This is a genomic window from Synechococcus sp. TAK9802, from assembly GCF_014279535.1.
GTDB lineage: Bacteria > Cyanobacteriota > Cyanobacteriia > PCC-6307 > Cyanobiaceae > Parasynechococcus.
This window is the reverse complement of the sequence record NZ_CP047937.1, coordinates 1,879,015-1,897,137: the sequence shown is the minus strand read 5'-3', so window position 1 is coordinate 1,897,137 and position 18,123 is coordinate 1,879,015. Positions and strand designations below refer to the sequence as shown.

Genomic DNA, 18,123 nt, shown 5'->3' with positions numbered 1-18,123 from the left:
CTCTGCGGAGGGCTTTTTTTATGGTCGTTCTGCGGGCAAGCTGCAGCTATGAGCATTGCTCCTGACATCACAGCCTTGATCGGTGGCACGCCCCTCGTGCGGCTGAATCGATTGCCCCAGGCCTGCGGCTGCCAGGCCGAGATCCTGGCCAAGTTGGAGAGCTTCAATCCATCCGCCTCGGTGAAGGACCGCATAGCCAGCGCAATGGTGCTTGAGGCCGAACAAGCCGGCACGATTGTCCCTGGCCGAACAGTCCTGGTGGAGCCCACCAGCGGCAACACTGGGATCGCCTTGGCGATGGTGGCGGCGGCCCGTGGGTACCGGCTGATTCTCACTATGCCGGACACGATGAGCACAGAGCGTCGCGCGATGTTGCGGGCTTATGGAGCCGAGTTGCAGCTCACCGACGGTGCTCAGGGCATGAATGGGGCGATATCGCTGGCGAAGGACTTGGTGGATGAGACTCCCAACACCTATTTGCTTCAGCAGTTTGATAACCCCGCCAATCCAGCCGTGCATGAACGCACCACGGCTGAGGAGATCTGGCGCGATACCGAGGGTCAGATCGATGCTTTTGTTGCGGGGGTAGGCACTGGCGGCACCATCACCGGTTGTGCCCGTTTGTTGAAAGCTCGCCAGCCGCAGCTTCAGGTGATTGCCGTTGAGCCCGAAGCTAGTGCTGTGCTTTCCGGAAAGCCCTCTGGGGCCCATCGCATCCAGGGGATCGGGGCTGGTTTTGTCCCTGCGGTGCTGGAGGTGGACCGGATCGATTCGATCCTCACTGTGAGCGATGAGGAGGCGATGCAAGTGGGCCGTCGCTTAGCCCGTGAGGAAGGTCTGCTTTGCGGCATCAGCAGTGGAGCAGCCATGGCAGCGGCCCTTAGGGTGGGTCAAGACCCCGCCATGGCGGGTAAACGCCTTGTGGTCATGCTGGCTAGTTATGGCGAGCGCTACCTCTCCACCCCGATGTTCAGTGCTGCGTCGCAGCTTCCCGCCCGGAGGGATGGTCAACTGTGAGCGATCCCTACACGGTGCTCGGTGTCAGCAACAGCGCCAGCAACGCTGAGATCAAGGCGGCTTACCGGCAGCTGGTGAAGCAGCACCATCCCGATGCAGGTGGCGACGACCAGCAGATGCTGGCCCTCAATGCCGCCTGGGAAGTTCTCGGAGATGCCGAGCGCCGGAAGGCCTTTGATCGCACGCGGCCCCATTCGGGCCGGGCGGCATCCCCGACAGAGTTGCGCCGTGCCAGCCGTGCCCACGATCGAGCCGTTGCCGCGGATGATGCCCTGGTGGAGTGGCTGCGGAGGGTCTACGCCCCGATCGACCGCATGCTCGGTGAGGTGATCAATCCCTTCCCTAAGCAACTCAAGGCATTGTCGGCAGATCCCTACGACGATGAGCTGATGGAAGCGTTCTGCCGTTATCTCGAGGTGAGCGGACGCCGGATGGACAAGGTCAAGCAACTCTTTCAGTCGTTGTCCACGCCGGCTTCGGCCCGTGGTTTTGGCCTGAGCCTGTATCACTGTCTTTCCGAAGTGGAGGACGCTCTGGCCGAACTGGAGCGGTACACCATGGGCTACGTGGACAGCTACCTCCACGATGGTCGCGAGATGCTTCGGGAGGCCAAGCAGCGACGCAAGCGGCTCCAAGATGAACGGCGTCGCTTGGAGATCGTGTGAAACAGCGTTGGCGTTTCTGGGCTTCGGTTGGCCTGATCTGGGTGCTCTCAACTGTGGTTGATCGGCTGTGGTGGACGCTGCAGACCGGCGTCCCCGCCTGGGATCAGGCCGACTACCTCAATAGCGCCATGGATCACGGCCGCGCCTTGGGATTGCTGCCCGGTGGCAGTTGGCAGGGGTGGCAAGCCTTGCTGGACTTGTCACCGAAGATTCCGCCCTTGGCATCGCTGGTGAACGGCAGCGTGATGGCTCTGAGTGGTGATGCCCCGGAGCAAGCGGCCTGGAGCTTGAGCCTCTGGCATGGCTTGCTCCTGGTGACGATGGCGGGCTGGGGACGGCGGCTGCAGGGCGATGGACTGGCCCTGACCGCCTGCCTGTTGGCGGCGCTGACGCCGGCTTTTCTTGAGTTGCGTACGGATTACGTGCTGGAGATGGCGCTGGTGGCTACTTGCAGCTTGGCGATCTGGCGTCTCGGGGTCTGGGGCGATCCCAAGAGTGGAGGCCACTGGGGGCAAGCCTGGGGTTGCACTCTGGCTGCTATCGCTGCGGTGTTGGTGAAGCAGAGCGCCTTGCTGGTGCTTATTCCTGCGGGACTTTGGTCCGCAGGAATCGCGCTGCGGCGGGGTGGTTCCTGGTTGCGGCAGGCCCTGCTGCTGCCCCTGCTCATGGCGGTACTGATTGGCCCCTGGTTGCATCACAACTGGATTACAAGCATCGGCGGCACAAACCGGGCCGTGTTCGAGTCTGCGGCCCGGGAAGGGGATCCCGGTGGGCTCAGTCTGGCCAGTTGGCTGTGGTACCCAAATCACTTGCCCGAACAGATGGGGCCGGTGGTTCTGGTGCTGGGGGTGTCAGGGCTGCTGCTCTGGTGTTGGCAGCGCCAGCAGCCCTCCATCGATCACGCCTGGTCCTGGCGCTGGCTCGTAATCAATCTGGTGGCGGCCTGGGTGCTTACCTCCCTGAGTCCAAATAAAGATGCTCGCTACATCACGCCGTTGCTCCCGTCGCTTGTTTTGTTGTTGGCGCGGGGTTGGTGGCAGTGGGGCCACTGGTTGAAGGCCAAGTGGCCTTGGTTGATTTGGCCCATGTTCGGTGTCGGGCTGCTTGCTTGTGTTCCGGCGGGCTGGACTCATCAGCTGCATCGTTTTGAAAATCGCTCCAGAGGGCCCGTCAAGGCTGTTGTGCAGGCTGCCGGCGGTGCTGATCCGAGCACGCCTCCCTCCACCCTGATCGTGGTGCCCAGTACCCCTGATCTCAACCAGCACAACATCAGCTTTTATGGCCGTCGCGGGGGGGGACAGACCGTTGGACGTCAGCTTGGAGTCAGCCCTCAGGACACTGAGCCTGTGTTAGCCCGAGCAGAGTGGGTTGTATTGGCTGAAGGAAACCAGGGATCGGTGCGCAAAGCGGCGCTTCTGCTTGATCAAGCGGTGCGAAACAGTGGTGTATTCGAGATGGTGCAGCAGTTCGAGCGTCCCAATGGCGGGAGTTATTCCCTTTGGCGCCGCCGCGCGACGCATCCGACTGAGAGCCCATCCTTTGCGGAGAGTTTCCCCGGCCTCGCCGCTGGCCTCGCGGCAGGGCCGGTGGGGCTGGATCCGGTGTTCGCTGTGGTGGGGCAGGAACACATGCTCGATGGCCATTTCAGCTATCGGGAGCCGGTGCGTTCTGAGGCCTTGGAGGCCTTGGCGCAGGATCCCGATGCTGTGCAACCGCGTTGGACCCTTGCGCTGCTGGCGGTGCTGGAAAACCGCCCGGCGCAGGCAGCGGAGCAGTTCGAGGTCCTTCAACGGCTGTTGCCCGATAACCCTTGGCCAGCGGCCTACCGCAGTGTGGTCATTCTGGCGGGGTGGGACCCCTGGCAGGCCGCCGCCGCTGCGGATGGGGCCGGCGTTTCGAATCCTGTGCTGGCGGCGCTGGGGGATCTCAGCGGCGTGCTCTCCGGTGCTGTTTGGCGCATCCCCGCCGCCATGACGTCAGTTCCAGCGGCCGTCACAGCCGTGGAGGAGGCCCTGGAGCCTGCCTCCAAAAATGATCTGGATTAAGAGCAGGCTTCCAGCTGATCCATTCGCAGCCATACATCGGGAACCGGGCGGTTCCAGCGCACCTGGCCGTAGTCCCCCTTCACCACCAGCAGCTCGCCGGGACCTTCAAAGATGTAGTCGGGTGCTGTGGGATCGCTGGCGCCAGCCTCAAGGCTGGAGCTGTAGGCGGCTCTGTTCACCTTGACCAAGGCACCTTTGCGCAGCGAAGCAGGCTTGGCCTTGGTGGGGGCAGCGGCGTCGGATTCGGCCATGACAGGGGAAGGTGATGGCACCAGGCTAAAACCAATCGCCCACGAACCCCCTTAGCCTCCCAGCCGCACCACCCCCGCTTTCATGCGTCTGTTGCTGTTTGGCTGCACAGGTTTTGTTGGCCGTGAGCTCCTGCCGCTCCTGCTTCAGGCTGGGCACCAGCTCACGGTGGTCAGCCGCCGCTTGGCCCGCGGCTACGACACTGAACGGGCGGATGGGCGACTGATCTGGATGCAGTTCGACCCCGCCAGCAGCAGCACCTGGGCCGATGCCGGCCTGTTGGATGCCCTGAACCAGGCCGATGCGGTGGTCAACCTGGCGGGGGAACCGATTGCCGAGAAGCGTTGGACCCCGACCCACCGGCAGCTGCTTGAAACCAGCCGTCTGGAAACGACCTCTCAGTTGGTGAAGGCGATCGAGGCCTGTGCAACGCCACCGAAGGTGCTGGTGAATGCCTCCGCCATCGGCTTCTACGGCTCCAGCCTGGACAAGCGTTTTCTTGAATCGAGCACTCCTGGTGACGACTTCCTTGCGAGCTTGTGTGAGCGCTGGGAAGCGGCGGCTGAGGCGGTGCCTTCCGCTGTACGGCAGGTCACCCTGCGGATCGGCATTGTGCTGGCAGCCGACGGCGGCGCACTCGGAAAAATGCTGCCGGTTTTCCGCACAGGGTTTGGCGGTCCGATCGGCAGTGGCCGGCAGTGGATGAGCTGGATCCACCGCAGTGACCTCTGCGCCCTGATCCTTCAATCCCTCATCGACGAGAGCTGGAGTGGCGTGATCAATGCCGTGGCTCCTGAGCCCGTCTCGATGACGGCCTTCTGCAAGCAGCTGGGGCGCAGCCTGGGCCGTCCGAGTTTGTTGCCAGTGCCTGCTCCAGTGCTTCAGGTGCTTCTTGGGGACGGCGCCAAGGTGGTGTTGGAGGGCCAGCAGGTTGCTTCGGAGCGGCTTGACGGCCTGAAATTCAGCTTCCGCTACCCCGATCTGGCTTCAGCACTCGCCGCTGCCACCAGCTGAAGATGCCGCTCACCAGGGCCGCCATGATCAGCAGGCTGATGGCTGGGGCGAACAGGGGTTGCCACAGCAGCTGAACCTGGTCCATCAGCCAGTCATGGCCTTGGCCCTGTTGCACCACGGCAACGGCGAAGACCCCTGCGCCGATGAACACCAGCAGCACGTTCATCATCAGCAGGCGGTCGAGCCAGCGTTTCCAGGCCGGTTCAGGCGTGGCACTCATGCAAGCAGTGAGCAAATGGCTGCCGCCATTCTCGGGCCTCCACCAGCAGCGTCTCCGAGGCGCCATTTGGCCTCCTCTTGGCATTGCTGTTGCAAGTCAGGATCCCGTCGCGCACGTTCAAGTAGAGCCATGGCCAGCGCCGCTGTTCCCTCCAAGGCCTCATGGCTGCCACTCTCTCCGTCGGCACAGAACACAGTGGGGCCCAGCAGGCGCCGTTGGGCTTCTGCGAATGCCGCTGTGAATTGAGGCCCCTGGCCCGGCACCTGCAGCACCGGTTTGGCCAGGCCAACGGCTTGCTCGATGGCGGTACCTGCCATGCCGATCACCAGATCGCTGTGCTGCAGCACGGCACGGAAGGCCCCGCGGCGAACGTTGATCCCCCAGGCCCCCTCACGCTCCAGCACGCCGTTTTTCAAGTGCCAACCGCATCGTTCGCTCAGCCGCCGCAAGCTGTCGTCATCGAGGGTGGGCACCAAGGCCAGATCCACGTTGCAGCGAACTGTGTTGGGCAGCAGCTCGATCAGCCGCAGCAACAGCTGCAGGTTCTGTTCCAGTTCCGGTCGGCGGCTGCCGGGCAGCAGACCGATGCGTGGCGTGCTGCTGGGAGGCGGGGTGGCCGCTGTTAACACCGAATCCATGAACGGATTGCCCAGGAAGGTCACCGGCCGTTGCAGTTGTCTGCTGAGGTCCTCGGCGGTGCGCTGATCGCGGCTGTACACCGCTTTGAAGCGGCGGCTTTTCAGCAGGTTTGCGCAGGGCCAGGGGAGCCGCAGCGTCCCTTCGTAGTGGCTGGAGTAGGCCACCAGGTAGGTCGCCACAGGCCGTTGGCTGAGCCATGCCGCGATCACAGGGATCACATCTCCCACCACCAGGATCAGATCAAAGCGACGCCGGTACCGCATCAGACGCACGAGGCGTCGGAGCAGATACAGCACTTGCCCTTGGGCGATCTCAGTGAGGCGGCCGCGAAGGCTGGTGTAGCCGATGCCGCCGGTGCTGAATTCATGGCTGCGTCCCAGCAGCGGCACGCCGGCTTTTTGGTAGGCGCTGCCAAGGCCCACCAGCGGAAGAGCCTGCACGTTGTGGCCCTGCTGCTGAAGCTCCTGGGCCAGGAGGGCGCCGGAGAGGTCTTCACCGTGGCCATTGCTCAGCAGCAGGATGCGTGCCATTGCCGGGCTGCCCATCACCACATCCAGGTGTTCGGATCCGGTATGCCGTTGGCGCGCCTGGCCAGTTGCAACCGCCGCGCTTCGCTGGCCAGGCGTTCCTGCCGCAATTGAGCCGAACGATCCGCTGGAGGTCGCACGCGAACCTGGGACGGCAGACGGGTGATGGTCCAGGTGGCTGTCATGCAGGGTTTGTCAGGCAGTGGCTGTCAGGCAGAACGTCCGTTGTGATCAGAGCTCAAGCCAGGCTTTCACTTTCTCGAGGGCCTTCCAGCCGGGTTTGCGTTCAAGCCCGTCGGCGATCGAGGCCTTGAGTTCGCCAGACACCTCTGGGGCCAGGGTCATCACCTGCTGGACCACCTGGATGTGGTCACGCACGCCCTTGGATTGGGTTTCCAGCAACGCCAGGCTCAGGTTGATCCTGGCCTGGGGGTCCTGGCCGTTGAGTCTCACCGCGAAACGTGCCGAGCGCAGCGCCTCATCCGGCTGGTTGCAAAGCAGCTGCAGCCAGGCGAGGCAGGTCCAGCCCGCCGATTGGCGAGGAGCGGCTTCAACGATGCGGGCGAAATCAGGGAGAACCTCTTCGGCCGCGGCGCCAGCCTGATATCGGGCCATGGCCTGCTCAAACAGGCTGTCCTGGGAAGTCTCCATCAATAGGGAGAGGGCAGTGATCTCCCTTCAGATTCCCACGTGGCTTCGCTCACACGGCGAAGGAACTGCCGCAGCCACAGGTCTGGCTGGCGTTGGGGTTGGTGAAGTTGAAGCCACCACCGATCAGGGCCGTGCTGAAGTCCAGCTGCATTCCGTAGATGTAGAGCAGGCTTTTGGGATCACAGATCACCCTGAAGCTCTGACCGTCAGCCGCCATGTATTCGTAGGTCTCGTCGTCGTCGAGGGTGTCTGAGGCGGGCACGAAATCCATCGTGTAGCTCATGCCGCTGCAACCCCCGGACCTCACCCCGACGCGCAGCACCTGGTTCTCACCCTGTTCGCCACACAGCTTGGCCAGCTGCTGCATCGCCGGTTCGGTGATCAGGATGCCCTTGCCGTCTTTGGCGGTATGGGCCGGCGTGGTATCGGGGGTGGAAGTCATGTTCAACGCAGGCTCGTGCTCTCACTCTATGAACGCTCATACATAGAGTCGCCTTAGTTGACCAGATCATGTGCGGGTCGCGATCGTTGGTTCCGGCCTCGCCGGCCTCTCCGCTGCAGTGGACCTTGTGGATGCGGGCCATGAGGTGAATCTCTACGAAGCCCGTCCCTTCATGGGCGGCAAGGTGGGCAGCTGGGTGGATGAGGGCGGTAACCACATCGAGATGGGGTTGCACGTCTTCTTCTTCAATTACGCCAACCTCTTTGCTCTGATGCGCAAGGTGGGAGCGTTCGAGAACCTTCTGCCGAAGCAGCACACACACCTGTTCGTGAACAAGGGGGGCGATCTGCGGGAGCTGGATTTCCGCTTCCCCATCGGCGCACCCTTCAACGGCCTCAAGGCCTTCTTCACCACACCGCAGCTCAGCTGGATCGACAAGCTGCGCAATGCCCTGGCCCTGGGCACGAGTCCGATCGTGCGGGGTCTGGTGGACTACGAGGGGGCGATGCGCACCATCCGAGCCCTCGACTCCGTCAGTTTCCAGGACTGGTTTGTCGGCCATGGCGGCAGCCCCGAAAGCATCCGGCGGATGTGGAATCCCATTGCTTATGCCCTGGGCTTCATCGACTGCGAGGCCATCTCCGCCCGCTGCATGCTCACCATCTTCATGATGTTTGCGGCCAAGACGGAAGCCTCCAAGCTCAATCTGCTGAAGGGATCACCCCATCGCTGGCTCACGGGTCCGATCCTCGACTACATCCAGCAGCGTGGAGGCAAGTTGCATCTGCGTCATCGGGTGAAGCAGGTGGACTACAGCGAGGGTGAATCCCCTGAGATCACTGGCCTGCAGCTGGGAACGCCCGAAGGAGACATTCGTGTTGAGGCTGACGCTTACCTGGCCGCCTGTGATGTGCCCGGGATTCAGAAACTGCTGCCCGAGGCCTGGAACCGTTACCCCCAGTTCAAGGCGATTCATCAGCTGGAGGCTGTACCCGTGGCCACGGTTCAGCTCCGCTACGACGGCTGGGTGACCGAGCTGGGAGATGCCCAGGAAGCCCAGCGCAGGGATGTGGCGACACCCACGGGGCTCAACAACCTGCTGTACACGGCTGATGCCGATTTCAGCTGTTTTGCCGATCTGGCCCTGGCTAGTCCGGAGGATTACCGCAAGCAGGGAGAGGGCTCTTTGCTCCAATGCGTGCTCACCCCTGGTGATCCCTGGATTCCCAAGTCGGTGGATGAGATCGTGGCCCACACCGACCGTCAAGTGCGCGAGCTGTTCCCCTCGGCCCGCAATCTCAAGCTCACCTGGAGCAACGTTGTGAAACTGGCGCAGTCGTTGTACCGCGAAGCCCCTGGTATGGAGCCCTACCGCCCGGAGCAGCGCACGCCGATCCGTAATTTCTTCCTGGCCGGCAGCTATACCCGCCAGGACTACATCGATTCGATGGAGGGGGCCACGATGAGCGGTCATCTGGCGGCGGCGGCCATCCTCGATCAGCCGGTGAAGCTGGCCACCAACGCGGCGGTGGCCTGATGGGACGCTGGCTCGAACACACAGTCACCTCCGAGGTGCAGGCCCCTGCCGCCAAGGTCTGGGAGGTCTGGAGTGATCTCGAAGCGATGCCCCGTTGGATGCGCTGGATTGAGTCGGTCAAACCACTCGACGACCCTGATCTCACCGATTGGACTTTGGCGGCACAGGGCTTTCGCTTCAGCTGGAAGGCCCGGATCACCCAGCGGGTTGAAGCCCAGCAACTGCACTGGGAATCAGTGGGTGGTCTGCCCACCAAGGGTGCCGTTCGCTTTTACCCCGAAGCCGAAGACCGCACTGTGGTCAAGTTGAGCGTGACCTACGAATTGCCGCGGGTCTTGGCACCGCTTATGGAACCCAGCATCCTGGGGGGCATCGTGACCAAGGAGCTTCAGGCGAATCTTGACCGTTTCCGTGACCTGGTGGAAGCAGGCGGCTAAGCATTGGCTTGCCCCCGTTGCCGTGTTGGTGGTCGTGGGGGGCTGTGGTGGCGAAACGCCAACGACCACTGCGCTGCCATCGGTTCCAGTGAAACCTGAGCCGCTTCCGGAAACCTCAGCGGTTCAGGCCCCGCCGATAGGCCTGACCCCTCTGCCTTCGGCTGAAGAGGTGCAGCAGGCTGCCCCCGGCGGCCGGGCGGATCCCTTTGCTCCTCTTGTTGGTGTGGAGGCTACGGATGCTCAGGATCCCACGACTGGCCTTGCCCTGACTGGCGTTTTGTTGGTGGGAGATCAGAAACGAGCCATCGTGACCACCCCTAACGGCAGTGGTGTGATCTGTGTGGGCGCAGATGGCCGCTGCGGTGCGGATGCTCCGCTGTTGTTGCCGACTGGATGGTCGGTGCTCAGCATCGATGTGGCGAGCGGTTGCATTCGCTTCGCGCTGAACGATGAGCCTCAGGATCTCTTCTGCATCGCTTGAGCGCAGGCTTCGGCTAACCCTTCGAGATCGTGGGGGTCGGCCTCAGCATCCACCCGGCCGAAGTATTGGCGGCAGCTGCGGCTGGTCTGGGGGCCGATTGAAACCAGCTTCACCCCCTCCAAACGTTCAGCCCAGTCTGGGCCGAAGCGCTGTTCCAGCAGCTGCGCGGTGTGCTCCGCTGTCTTCCCGCTGCTGAAGGCGATGGCATCAACGTCACCTCCCTCCAGGGCGGTCGCTGTGGGCTCCGGCATCGTGGCGGGGCAGCCGGACTCATAGGCCGCCACTTCCACCACCCGCACCCCGGCTTCACCGAAAGCGTCCGCCAGCAGAGTGCGACCACCGCTCTGCACCCGTGGAAGGAGCATCTTGAGACCCCAGCCCGACACCGGGAAGTGATCGATCAAGCTGTCGGCCACGAAGCTCGGTGGCACGAAATCAGCGGCCGCCCCAAGGTCGTCCAGCACCTGCGCCGTTTTGCGGCCCACCGCGGCAATCTTGAGACTGGCGGGGCGTCTGGCCAGGCAACGGCCAAGGCGTTGCAGCCGCTGTTCCACGGCCTGCACGCCATTGGCACTGGAGAACACCAGCCAGTGAAAGCTCTCCAAGTCCTCGAGGGCGTCATCCAGAGGACCCCAGTGGTCGGGTGGTCCGATCACCAGGGCAGGGAGATCCAGCACCGTCGCCCCCCGCTGCTCCAGCAGCTGGCGCGCAGCTCCCAGTTGGTCGGCCGCGCGGGTGACGACCACCGTTCGGCTTTGCAACGGCTGGCTCAAGCGACAGCCTCCCCGTCCAGTTTCACCACCCCCTCCACCCTTTCGCGCAGCTGCTGAGCAGCGTCAGCGTTTCCCTGAGCCTGAAGCAGGTTGATGGCGCGGATGAAGCTGCTGCGAGCGGCGTCGATGTTGCCGCCCAACAACTGGGCCACGGCATTGTTTTGATGACACTCAGCGTTGTTGGGATCCAGGCTGAGGGCGCGCCCGTACGCCTCAAGGGCCGCGGCGAGGTCGCCGCGCCGCCGTTGCATCAGCCCCAGGTTGTACCAGGCGAGGGCCACTTCCGGTGCCCGCTGGGCGGCGGTTTGGGTGAGGCTGATCGCTTCCTCCAGGTTGCCCTGGTCCATCAGTCGAGCCGCCAGGTTGAGGCGGGCTCCAAGACTCACCCGAGTGTCCAGGGGAATCTCCAGGGCTTGTCGGTAGCAGTTCACCGCCTTGTCGGGATCACTGGGGGTCAGGGCTAATCCCAGGTGCAGCAGGAGTTCATACCGTTCGGCACCGGCTGAACTGCACTGCTTTAGGCCGTTTTCCAGCAAGGGAATGGCATCTTCGTTCTTGCCCTCACTGATCAACAGCCCCCCGAGCTTGGCGCTGGCGTAGGGATCACCGGGACGCTCCTGCAGATCAGCCTCCATGGCCTGCCGTAGCCGATCGGCCTTGTCGCTGCCCGCCAGCAGTTCCGGTCGGTAGCCGTCATGGAGGATTGCCGGCTCACTGCAATCGGCGATGCGCCATTGGGGTTCGGCGTCCAGCAGGCTGCGAACGCTGTCGTCGATCATCGAGTGGTACGGCCGGCTCCATCGGATCGAGGGGTGGCGGCGGAAGAGACGGCTGACGCTGGAATAGGGAGCCATGGCAGCCCCCACCTCGTAACGCAGCAGGTTGATCACCAGCACATCGGGCTGGGCCATCAACGCCTTCAGGGCTGGGATGGCCTCGGGGCGCAGTTGTTCATCGGCGTCCAGCACCAGCACCCAGTCGCCGTTGAGAAACTCCAGCGCCTGGTTGCGGGCTGGGGCGAAGTCCCCCGGCCAGGGAATCTGCTCAACCCGGGCTCCGGCCGCTTCGGCGATGGCCACCGTCGCATCGGTGGAGCCGGTGTCCACCACCACCATCTCGTCGGCGAAGCCCTGCACGGAGCGCAGGCACTCCCCGAGACGCGCCTCTTCATCGCGCACGATCATCGAGAGGCTGAGCATGGCCGGCCGGCTTGGGGTTGGCGCGAGGTTAAGTGCGGTTGGCCAGTGCGGTTGGTTGGTGGTGGTCAGTCGGTGAATGCACCGCTGTTGCCGGTCGGCGTCGCGCTGGGGAACAGTTCGGTGAGCACCTGGCGTTGGGCTTCCTGCATTTGGCCGGCGGAATAGGCGGCAGGGCAGCTGCTGGGCAGCAGCGGCTTCAGGCTGTCCCAGAGGTAAGGGCTGCCGTAGACCACGACCCCAGCCAGCCGGTTGAGGGCGATCAGTTGCTGGATCGCTGCGGCCCAGGGTTCTTGGGCATCCCGTCCGGCGCGGAAGGGGTTGCCCCGCAGGAACAGCTGCAGCAGCACCGCTCCATCGCTGAGGCGGTCCATCGCCAGGGGCGCGTCCGCTTGGCCGCTCCAGGGCGATAGCCCTTCGCCATGAATCACGATTGAGCGAAATCCTTGTGCTTCAGGAGTGCGCAGGGCCGGGGACCAGCCGCTGAGGGCGGCTGCGCTGGGCACCATGGCATCCACGCGCACCAGGTTGATGCCTGCTTGTGGAAGAACCTTTGCTTCGCTGACCGTGATGCTGTGGCGCACCAGCTCAGCCTCAAGGGCTTGCTCGTCTGCGCTGACGATCGGACCTGAAGCTGTGCTGGTGGGGATCGATGCCAGCGCATGGGCCCGGCGCTGCAGGCTCTCGTCCAACCGCTCGAGGCACAGCCTTCCACTGCTGAAACCGTCGCAGAGACCATCGATGGCGGCATCCGCATCCGCCGGCATCAGGATCAGGTCGGTCCCGGCTTCAAAGGCCAGCACAGCTGCTTCGGCGGCGCCGTGCCGTGCGCTGATCGCTTCCATCACAAGGGCATCGGTCACCACCAGCCCGTTGAACCTCATCTGGCGCCGCAGCAAATCGGTGAGCACGGCTTTGGAGAGGGTGGCGGGCTGCTTCGGATCCAATTCCGGCAGCACCAGATGGGCCGTCATCACGCTCTCCACACCGGCGGTAATGGCGGCCTGAAAGGGCGGAAGTTCGATCTGCTCCAGCCGTTCGCGGCTGTGGGGCAGCACCGGCAGGTCCAGATGGGAGTCGCTGCTGGTGTCGCCGTGGCCGGGAAAGTGCTTGGCGCATCCGAGCACCCCCGCTTGCTTGAGCCCCCGCTGGAACGCCACCGCCAGGGCACTGGCAGTGTTGGGATCTTCGCCCCAGGCCCGCACGTTGATCACAGGGTTGGCGGGGTTGTTGTTGACGTCGCACACCGGCCCTAACACCCAGTTCAGGCCACAGCGGCGGGCCTGTTCGCCGGTGCAGCGGCCATAACGCTCACTCAACTCCAAGGCCAGCTCGGGCTCCCGCTGGTGGAGTCGCCCGAGGGCCAGGGGCGGCACCAGCCAGCTGGCCCCTTCGAAGCGCTGGCCAACGCCTTCTTCAACGTCCGCGCAGACCAGCAACCGCTGCTCACTCCAGCCCTGCAGTTGCTTGGTGCGTTGTTGCAGCTCAACAGCGCTCCCCCCCAGCAGGATCACGCCACCAACACCGTCCCGCAGCAGGCGCTGCAGTTCGCTGTTTGGAAGCTCCCACTGCGGGTAGCGACGCTGCTGGTCGCTCAGATGACCACTGGCCCGCACCACCAGCAGTTCCGCTACGCGGCGCCGCAGGCTGTTAGCCGGCGGGCTGTTCATCGCCGCCTGGCTGTTGATCACTCCCGGGTGGAATCTCGCCCCGCTGCTGCCGTTCGTCTTCGAGGCGATTCAGCAGTCCCAGCACTGAGGTGCCGCGTTCCAGACCCCGATCCAGCTGGAACACCACTTCGGGGGCGCGTCGCATCTGCAGCCGTCGCCCCAGTTCTCCCCGCAGGAAGCCGCTGGCAGCTTGAAGCCCCTCGAGCACCTGGTCGCGTTCTTGAGCTTCCCCAAACACGCTCACGAAGATCTTGCAGTGCTGCAGATCGCCGGACACTTCCACTTCGGTGATGCTCACCATGCCTTGGTGCACCCGTTCATCACGGATGCCGTTGATCATCAGTTCGCTGACTTCTTTGCGGATCAGGGCGGCCACCCTCTCCACTCGACGCCCCTGTGCCATCACGCCATCGGTGCTGAATTCACCATGGCACGCAGCACCAAGGTGAGGCTGATTCCACCGCTGATCAAGGCGCCGATCAAGGCCACAGCCGTGACGGGATTGCTCCGGCGTGCGGCCAGGGGTTCGGCGACGGAGTTCATCACCCCGAGGGTGAAGGCGATCAAGTAACGGGGGTAACGGGAGACGTTGAGGAAAAACTCCCGCATGGTTCTGGCGTGCTTGCAAATCTGCTGGCTACTCTGCCGGGCCCATGGCTGTTTTGGACATGTTGGAGCTGCATCAATTCCGCCATTCCGCGTTTTGTCTCAAGGTGCGGATGGTGTTGCAGGCCAAGGGGCTGAGTTTCCGCACCGTGGAGGTGACCCCCGGTGTCGGCCAGGTGGCTGTGTTCCGGCTGTCCGGCCAACGGCAGGTCCCCGTGCTGGTGGATGGGGATCAGGTCATTGCCGACTCCAGCGCCATTGCACTGCATCTGGATCAGCGGGAGCCGGATCCTGCCCTGATTCCCACCGATCCGCGCCAGGCTGCCCAGGTGCATCTGCTGGAGGATTGGGCCGATACCACCCTGGCCATGGCGGGTCGCTCCTCTTTGGTGCAGGCCGCGGCACTGGACCCCGAGCTTCGGGTTGCTCTGCTGCCCGACGATCTGCCCGACCCCGTGCGTTCGGTGATGGGCGTGATCCCTGGCGGTTGGGTCAGCAATATCACTGAACTGGTCAACCAGAAGGAGCGCACCGAGCTGCTGGCCAGCCTGGAGCAGTTGGCCTCATCCGTGCAGACCAGCCCTTGGTTGGTGGGCGACAGCATGACCCTGGCCGATATTGCCGTTGCCGCTCAGTTGTCGCTCCTTCGCTTCCCCTCTTCTGCGGGTTCGGCCTTGGCCGGCAAGGGCGTGCCTGGGCTGAGCGATCACCCCAAACTGCAGCCCCTGTTCCAGTGGCGCGACCAGATCGAACTCAAATTGATGGAGCGGACCCTGGAAGAGGTGTGAAGCGCAATCGGTAGTGGTGCTGGGCGATGGCCTGATCTCGCAGGCTCTCCCCCGGCGAGGCGTAGCGCCCTTGCCATTGCTCGGCGCAGATGTCCTTGTCGCAGCGGGTGTAGCGGCTCAGGGTTTCGATCCGGCTCAGCCGCGGCGGTCCGGGCGCATGCAGGATCTGCAGCACCAATTCATCGGCCAGGAAGGTGTCGGTGCTCGGGCTCTCCTGGCGGCGGCCCGTCACCGTGGTCTCGAGATAGAGATCTCCCTTTAGTCGGGCAATCTGGCGGTTGGCGGAGTCGGGGTCTTCTTCCACCTTCAGCAGTTGCTCGCCAAGCAGGGCACGACCGATGGCCGTGGCGTTGAAGCTGCGATCGCCGACCAGTCGACCGCGCAGGTCGGCTTGAAACCGTGCTTCATGCAGCAGCGGTGGATCGTCTGGGGCATCGAGATCAATGCTCTCCACCTGCCAAAGCCCGGCAAACCAGTCGGGGTAAATCAGGTCGTCCCGATTTGAGGGCCGCGGCAACGGTGCCGGCAGGCTCCAGTCGGGCCAACTGTTTAACCGCTGCTCAAGACCTGTCTGGGCCCAGGCGGGGCCGCCACTGAGCAGGATGGTGAGGCTGATCAGCAGCATCCACAACCGCCGTTCCATGTCTGATCCCCTGATCCGTGCCCTTGATGACTATGTGGTGCTGGAGCCCGGCAAGCCGGAGCAGCTGCTCAGCGCTGCCGACACGTTGACATGGCTGAGCGGTTGGTTGCGCAGCCTGGATCAGCTGCCGGCCGATCTGGCAGATCAACCGGATGTCGATGCAGCGGCGCAGCGGTTGATCGATACGGCCTGTGATCTGGAGATCAGCCCTGGGGTGACCTTGCAGTGGTTTGCGGTGCGGTTGGAGCCGCCCACCGCTTGAGATTCAGTCGGTTCGGCGTTGGGTCGGATCCTTCAGCAGGCTTGGCACCAGTTGCAGGATTCCGTCGGCCACGGCCTCTGGGGTTTCGTCGTTGATCACCACCGTCAGATCGGCCTCGGCATAGAGGGAACGACGCTCGTTCAACAGCGCGTTCAGAGCCGCCTCTGGATCGGCGGTCTGCAGCAGCGGGCGCACGGTGCTGTCAGCGTTCAGCCGCTGCAGCAACTGATCGGGCATCACATCGAGCCAGATCACGATGCCGCTGTGGAGCATTCCCCAGTTCTCCGGCTGGGTCACCACACCGCCACCTGTGGCCACCACCAGCGAGTGGCGCTGACTGATCGCACTGAGCACCTGGCTTTCCAGGCTGCGGAAGCCCGCTTCGCCATCCCGATCGAAGATGTCCGGGATGCTGCAGCCCGCCGCCTGTTCGATCACGGCATCGGCATCCACAAAGCCGTAGCCCAGGCGTTCGGCCAGGGGGCGGCCCGTGCTCGTCTTGCCGCTGCCCATCATTCCCACCAGATAGAGGCTGCGCCCGGCAAGACGCTGCTTGAGGGTGGGGCTGGAATCCGCCATGACTCGGAAACGGCAATAGCTCATTAGGATGCCTCGCGGCCGGAACGTCACATGACTGAAACGAAGTCACAAGCACGGCACGGCCAAGGTCGTGGTTGTGTCATCACCCGGAGGGCCTGTTTCAGTGCCAGCCATCGCTATTGGCTGCCAGAACTGTCTGCCGATGACAATGCCGCCCGTTTCGGGCCCTGCGCTTTGCCTCCTGGCCATGGGCACAACTACGAGTTGATTGTCTCCATGGCTGGTGGTCTGGACGCCGACGGCATGGTGCTCAACCTCTCGGAGGTGAAGCACGCCATCCGCAACGAGGTGACGGGCCAGCTCGATTTCCGCTTCCTCAATGAGGCCTGGCCGGAATTTGACGTTGCCACCCCTGAAGGTTGTCTCCCCACCACCGAGGCCTTGGTGCGGGTGATCTGGCAGCGCCTCAGCCCTCATCTGCCGATCACGGCGCTGCGCCTCTACGAACAACCGGGCCTTTGGGCCGACTATCTCGGACATCCCATGGACGCCTTCCTCACCATCCGCACCCACTTCGCCGCCGCTCACCGACTGGCCCGCCCGGAGCTCACTCAGGAAGAGAACGAAGCGATCTACGGCAAGTGCGCCCGTCCCCATGGTCATGGCCACAACTACTTGGTGGACGTGACCGTGCGCGGTCAGATCGATCCCCGCACCGGCATGGTCTGTGACCTGTCTGCCTTGCAGCGCCTCGTGGATGATTTGGTGGTGGAGCCCTTCGACCACACTTTCCTCAACAAGGACGTGCCCTTTTTCGAGGAGTGCGTGCCCACGGCTGAGAACATCGCCCTGCACATCGCTGATCGTCTTTCCAGTCCGATCAAGGCCATCGGCGCCAGCTTGCACAAGGTGCGCCTGCAGGAGAGCCCGAACAATGCGGCCGAGGTTTACGCCGAAGCACCGCAACTGGAGATGTCCCCAACTGCTCTTGATGCAGTGGCTGCTGTCTGATCGACGGCTTGATGCCCCACCGCCCCACCCCATCACGCCCCTTTGTGCGGTTGGTGCTGGCCATCAGCCTTGATGGCCGCTTGGCACCGCCGGCAGGGGGTGCTGCCCAGCTGGGGGGTGAGGGTGACCGTCGCGCCCTGGAGCATGCGCTTGCCTGGGGGGATGCCTGCCTGATCGGTGCTGGAACCCTGCGGGCCCATCAGTGCACCTGCTTGATCCGCAGCCCTCAGCTGCTTGAGCAACGCCGAAGCGAGGGGCGAACCGAGCAGCCGGCCGCTGTGGTGGTGAGCCGATCCCCTGACTTCTCAAGCGCCTGGCGGTTTTTTAATCAGCCGCTGCAACGTTGGCTGCTGGCTCCTGAACCAGTGGATCAAGGTTTTGATCGTTGGTTCCCTTTGGCTCCAACCTGGCCGGAGCGGCTCCAGGCACTTGGAGCGGCTGGGATTCAGCGTCTGGTGCTTCTGGGTGGCGCCCAGCTCAGCGCCAATCTGTTGCAAGCCGATTGCGTCGATGCCCTCCAGCTCACCTTGGTGCCCCAGCTCTTGAGTGGCCGCTTCAGTTGGTTGCCTTGCACCAATGCGCCGTTGCCAGCTGCCTTGGCGCAACCGGGTGCTTGGCAGTCCGAAGGTGCTGAGGACCTCGGAGACGGTGAGTGGCTGGTTCGCTACCGACGGATCCGATCTGGTTAAGGTCGTCGCACAAGGGCCTAA

24 protein-coding genes are annotated in these 18,123 nt (G+C 63.7%); 11 read left to right on the top strand and 13 right to left on the bottom strand.

Features of this window, described 5'->3' with window-relative positions; all coding sequences use genetic code 11:
* Window positions 1-48 precede the first annotated feature (48 nt).
* From cysK to SynTAK9802_RS10970, 3 genes are read left to right on the top strand one after another with little or no spacing between them, the layout of a single operon-like run.
* Entirely contained in the window at window positions 49-1,017 is a 969-nt protein-coding gene (gene cysK, locus SynTAK9802_RS10980; protein ID WP_186496240.1) for a cysteine synthase A, read from the top strand.
* A complete protein-coding gene (locus SynTAK9802_RS10975; RefSeq protein WP_186496238.1) occupies window positions 1,014-1,682 on the top strand; it encodes a J domain-containing protein in 669 nt (222 codons plus the stop codon). Before cysK ends, SynTAK9802_RS10975 begins: the two co-directional genes overlap by 4 nt.
* The gene (locus SynTAK9802_RS10970; RefSeq protein WP_186496236.1) at window positions 1,679-3,727 is read left to right on the top strand and encodes a 4-amino-4-deoxy-L-arabinose transferase; all 2,049 of its coding nucleotides are present in this window, start codon (window positions 1,679-1,681) and stop codon (window positions 3,725-3,727) included. The genes SynTAK9802_RS10975 and SynTAK9802_RS10970 overlap by 4 nt, the downstream gene beginning before the upstream one ends.
* Here the strand turns inward: SynTAK9802_RS10970 and SynTAK9802_RS10965 are convergent.
* Window positions 3,724-3,978: an NAD(P)H-quinone oxidoreductase subunit O gene (locus SynTAK9802_RS10965; RefSeq protein WP_186496234.1), complete on the bottom strand. Its 255-nt coding sequence runs from the start codon at window positions 3,976-3,978 to the stop codon at window positions 3,724-3,726. The two genes, SynTAK9802_RS10970 and SynTAK9802_RS10965, sit on opposite strands and share 4 nt — an antisense overlap.
* 82 nt (window positions 3,979-4,060) lie before the next feature.
* On the opposite strand from SynTAK9802_RS10965, the gene SynTAK9802_RS10960 reads away from it, so the two are divergent.
* Window positions 4,061-4,990 (top strand): TIGR01777 family oxidoreductase, encoded by a 930-nt coding sequence (locus tag SynTAK9802_RS10960; RefSeq protein WP_186496232.1) that lies wholly within the window; start codon window positions 4,061-4,063, stop codon window positions 4,988-4,990.
* Here SynTAK9802_RS10960 and SynTAK9802_RS10955 read toward each other — a convergent pair.
* From SynTAK9802_RS10955 to SynTAK9802_RS10935, 5 genes are read right to left on the bottom strand one after another with little or no spacing between them, the layout of a single operon-like run.
* Complete coding sequence (locus SynTAK9802_RS10955; protein WP_186496230.1) at window positions 4,938-5,210, bottom strand: hypothetical protein; 273 nt, start codon at window positions 5,208-5,210, stop codon at window positions 4,938-4,940. The two genes, SynTAK9802_RS10960 and SynTAK9802_RS10955, sit on opposite strands and share 53 nt — an antisense overlap.
* Window positions 5,207-6,379, bottom strand: coding sequence for a lipid-A-disaccharide synthase-related protein (locus SynTAK9802_RS10950; protein WP_186498208.1), 1,173 nt, complete (start codon window positions 6,377-6,379; stop codon window positions 5,207-5,209). Before SynTAK9802_RS10950 ends, SynTAK9802_RS10955 begins: the two co-directional genes overlap by 4 nt.
* Before the next feature lie 14 nt (window positions 6,380-6,393).
* Window positions 6,394-6,561: a hypothetical protein gene (locus tag SynTAK9802_RS10945; RefSeq protein WP_170951429.1), complete on the bottom strand. Its 168-nt coding sequence runs from the start codon at window positions 6,559-6,561 to the stop codon at window positions 6,394-6,396.
* 46 nt (window positions 6,562-6,607) lie between these two features.
* The gene (locus SynTAK9802_RS10940) at window positions 6,608-7,027 is read right to left on the bottom strand and encodes a hypothetical protein (RefSeq protein ID WP_186496228.1); all 420 of its coding nucleotides are present in this window, start codon (window positions 7,025-7,027) and stop codon (window positions 6,608-6,610) included.
* A 49-nt stretch (window positions 7,028-7,076) separates the two neighbouring features.
* On the bottom strand, window positions 7,077-7,469 hold the full coding sequence (locus SynTAK9802_RS10935; RefSeq protein WP_186496226.1) for an iron-sulfur cluster assembly accessory protein: 393 nt from the start codon (window positions 7,467-7,469) through the stop codon (window positions 7,077-7,079).
* A gap of 70 nt (window positions 7,470-7,539) precedes the next feature.
* Here SynTAK9802_RS10935 and zds point away from each other — a divergent pair, with 70 nt between their 5' ends.
* From zds to SynTAK9802_RS10920, 3 genes are read left to right on the top strand one after another with little or no spacing between them, the layout of a single operon-like run.
* On the top strand, window positions 7,540-9,006 hold the full coding sequence (zds, locus tag SynTAK9802_RS10930; RefSeq protein WP_114987467.1) for a 9,9'-di-cis-zeta-carotene desaturase: 1,467 nt from the start codon (window positions 7,540-7,542) through the stop codon (window positions 9,004-9,006).
* The gene (locus SynTAK9802_RS10925; RefSeq protein WP_186496224.1) at window positions 9,006-9,443 is read left to right on the top strand and encodes an SRPBCC family protein; all 438 of its coding nucleotides are present in this window, start codon (window positions 9,006-9,008) and stop codon (window positions 9,441-9,443) included. The genes zds and SynTAK9802_RS10925 overlap by 1 nt, the downstream gene beginning before the upstream one ends.
* Entirely contained in the window at window positions 9,406-9,924 is a 519-nt protein-coding gene (locus SynTAK9802_RS10920; RefSeq protein WP_186496222.1) for a hypothetical protein, read from the top strand. The genes SynTAK9802_RS10925 and SynTAK9802_RS10920 overlap by 38 nt, the downstream gene beginning before the upstream one ends.
* On the opposite strand, the gene SynTAK9802_RS10915 is transcribed toward SynTAK9802_RS10920, so the two are convergent.
* The 5 genes from SynTAK9802_RS10915 to SynTAK9802_RS10895 form a co-directional block, all read right to left on the bottom strand.
* Window positions 9,900-10,697 (bottom strand): uroporphyrinogen-III synthase, encoded by a 798-nt coding sequence (locus tag SynTAK9802_RS10915; protein WP_186496220.1) that lies wholly within the window; start codon window positions 10,695-10,697, stop codon window positions 9,900-9,902. The genes SynTAK9802_RS10920 and SynTAK9802_RS10915 overlap by 25 nt on opposite strands.
* Window positions 10,694-11,896, bottom strand: a complete 1,203-nt coding sequence (locus SynTAK9802_RS10910; RefSeq protein WP_186496218.1) for a glycosyltransferase family 2 protein — start codon at window positions 11,894-11,896, stop codon at window positions 10,694-10,696. The genes SynTAK9802_RS10915 and SynTAK9802_RS10910 overlap by 4 nt, the downstream gene beginning before the upstream one ends.
* Before the next feature lie 65 nt (window positions 11,897-11,961).
* On the bottom strand, window positions 11,962-13,563 hold the full coding sequence (locus tag SynTAK9802_RS10905) for a glycoside hydrolase family 3 N-terminal domain-containing protein (RefSeq protein WP_186496216.1): 1,602 nt from the start codon (window positions 13,561-13,563) through the stop codon (window positions 11,962-11,964).
* Complete coding sequence (gene rbfA / locus SynTAK9802_RS10900; protein ID WP_186496214.1) at window positions 13,544-13,966, bottom strand: 30S ribosome-binding factor RbfA; 423 nt, start codon at window positions 13,964-13,966, stop codon at window positions 13,544-13,546. Before rbfA ends, SynTAK9802_RS10905 begins: the two co-directional genes overlap by 20 nt.
* Window positions 13,966-14,172: a DUF751 family protein gene (locus SynTAK9802_RS10895; protein ID WP_006850467.1), complete on the bottom strand. Its 207-nt coding sequence runs from the start codon at window positions 14,170-14,172 to the stop codon at window positions 13,966-13,968. Before SynTAK9802_RS10895 ends, rbfA begins: the two co-directional genes overlap by 1 nt.
* A gap of 59 nt (window positions 14,173-14,231) precedes the next feature.
* Between SynTAK9802_RS10895 and SynTAK9802_RS10890 the strand changes: the two genes are divergently transcribed.
* The gene (locus SynTAK9802_RS10890; RefSeq protein ID WP_186498206.1) at window positions 14,232-14,957 is read left to right on the top strand and encodes a glutathione S-transferase family protein; all 726 of its coding nucleotides are present in this window, start codon (window positions 14,232-14,234) and stop codon (window positions 14,955-14,957) included.
* Here SynTAK9802_RS10890 and SynTAK9802_RS10885 read toward each other — a convergent pair.
* A complete protein-coding gene (locus SynTAK9802_RS10885; RefSeq protein WP_186496212.1) occupies window positions 14,923-15,600 on the bottom strand; it encodes a DUF6816 family protein in 678 nt (225 codons plus the stop codon). The two genes, SynTAK9802_RS10890 and SynTAK9802_RS10885, sit on opposite strands and share 35 nt — an antisense overlap.
* Between SynTAK9802_RS10885 and SynTAK9802_RS10880 the strand changes: the two genes are divergently transcribed.
* Complete coding sequence (locus SynTAK9802_RS10880; RefSeq protein ID WP_115009308.1) at window positions 15,599-15,862, top strand: chlororespiratory reduction protein 7; 264 nt, start codon at window positions 15,599-15,601, stop codon at window positions 15,860-15,862. The two genes, SynTAK9802_RS10885 and SynTAK9802_RS10880, sit on opposite strands and share 2 nt — an antisense overlap.
* A 3-nt stretch (window positions 15,863-15,865) precedes the next feature.
* On the opposite strand, the gene SynTAK9802_RS10875 is transcribed toward SynTAK9802_RS10880, so the two are convergent.
* Complete coding sequence (locus SynTAK9802_RS10875) at window positions 15,866-16,441, bottom strand: shikimate kinase (protein WP_186496210.1); 576 nt, start codon at window positions 16,439-16,441, stop codon at window positions 15,866-15,868.
* Between the two features lie 51 nt (window positions 16,442-16,492).
* On the opposite strand from SynTAK9802_RS10875, the gene SynTAK9802_RS10870 reads away from it, so the two are divergent.
* A complete protein-coding gene (locus SynTAK9802_RS10870; RefSeq protein ID WP_186496208.1) occupies window positions 16,493-17,413 on the top strand; it encodes a 6-carboxytetrahydropterin synthase in 921 nt (306 codons plus the stop codon).
* Window positions 17,414-17,424: 11 nt separating this feature from the next.
* Window positions 17,425-18,102, top strand: coding sequence for a dihydrofolate reductase family protein (locus tag SynTAK9802_RS10865; RefSeq protein WP_186496206.1), 678 nt, complete (start codon window positions 17,425-17,427; stop codon window positions 18,100-18,102).
* The last annotated feature ends 21 nt before the right edge of the window (window positions 18,103-18,123 follow it).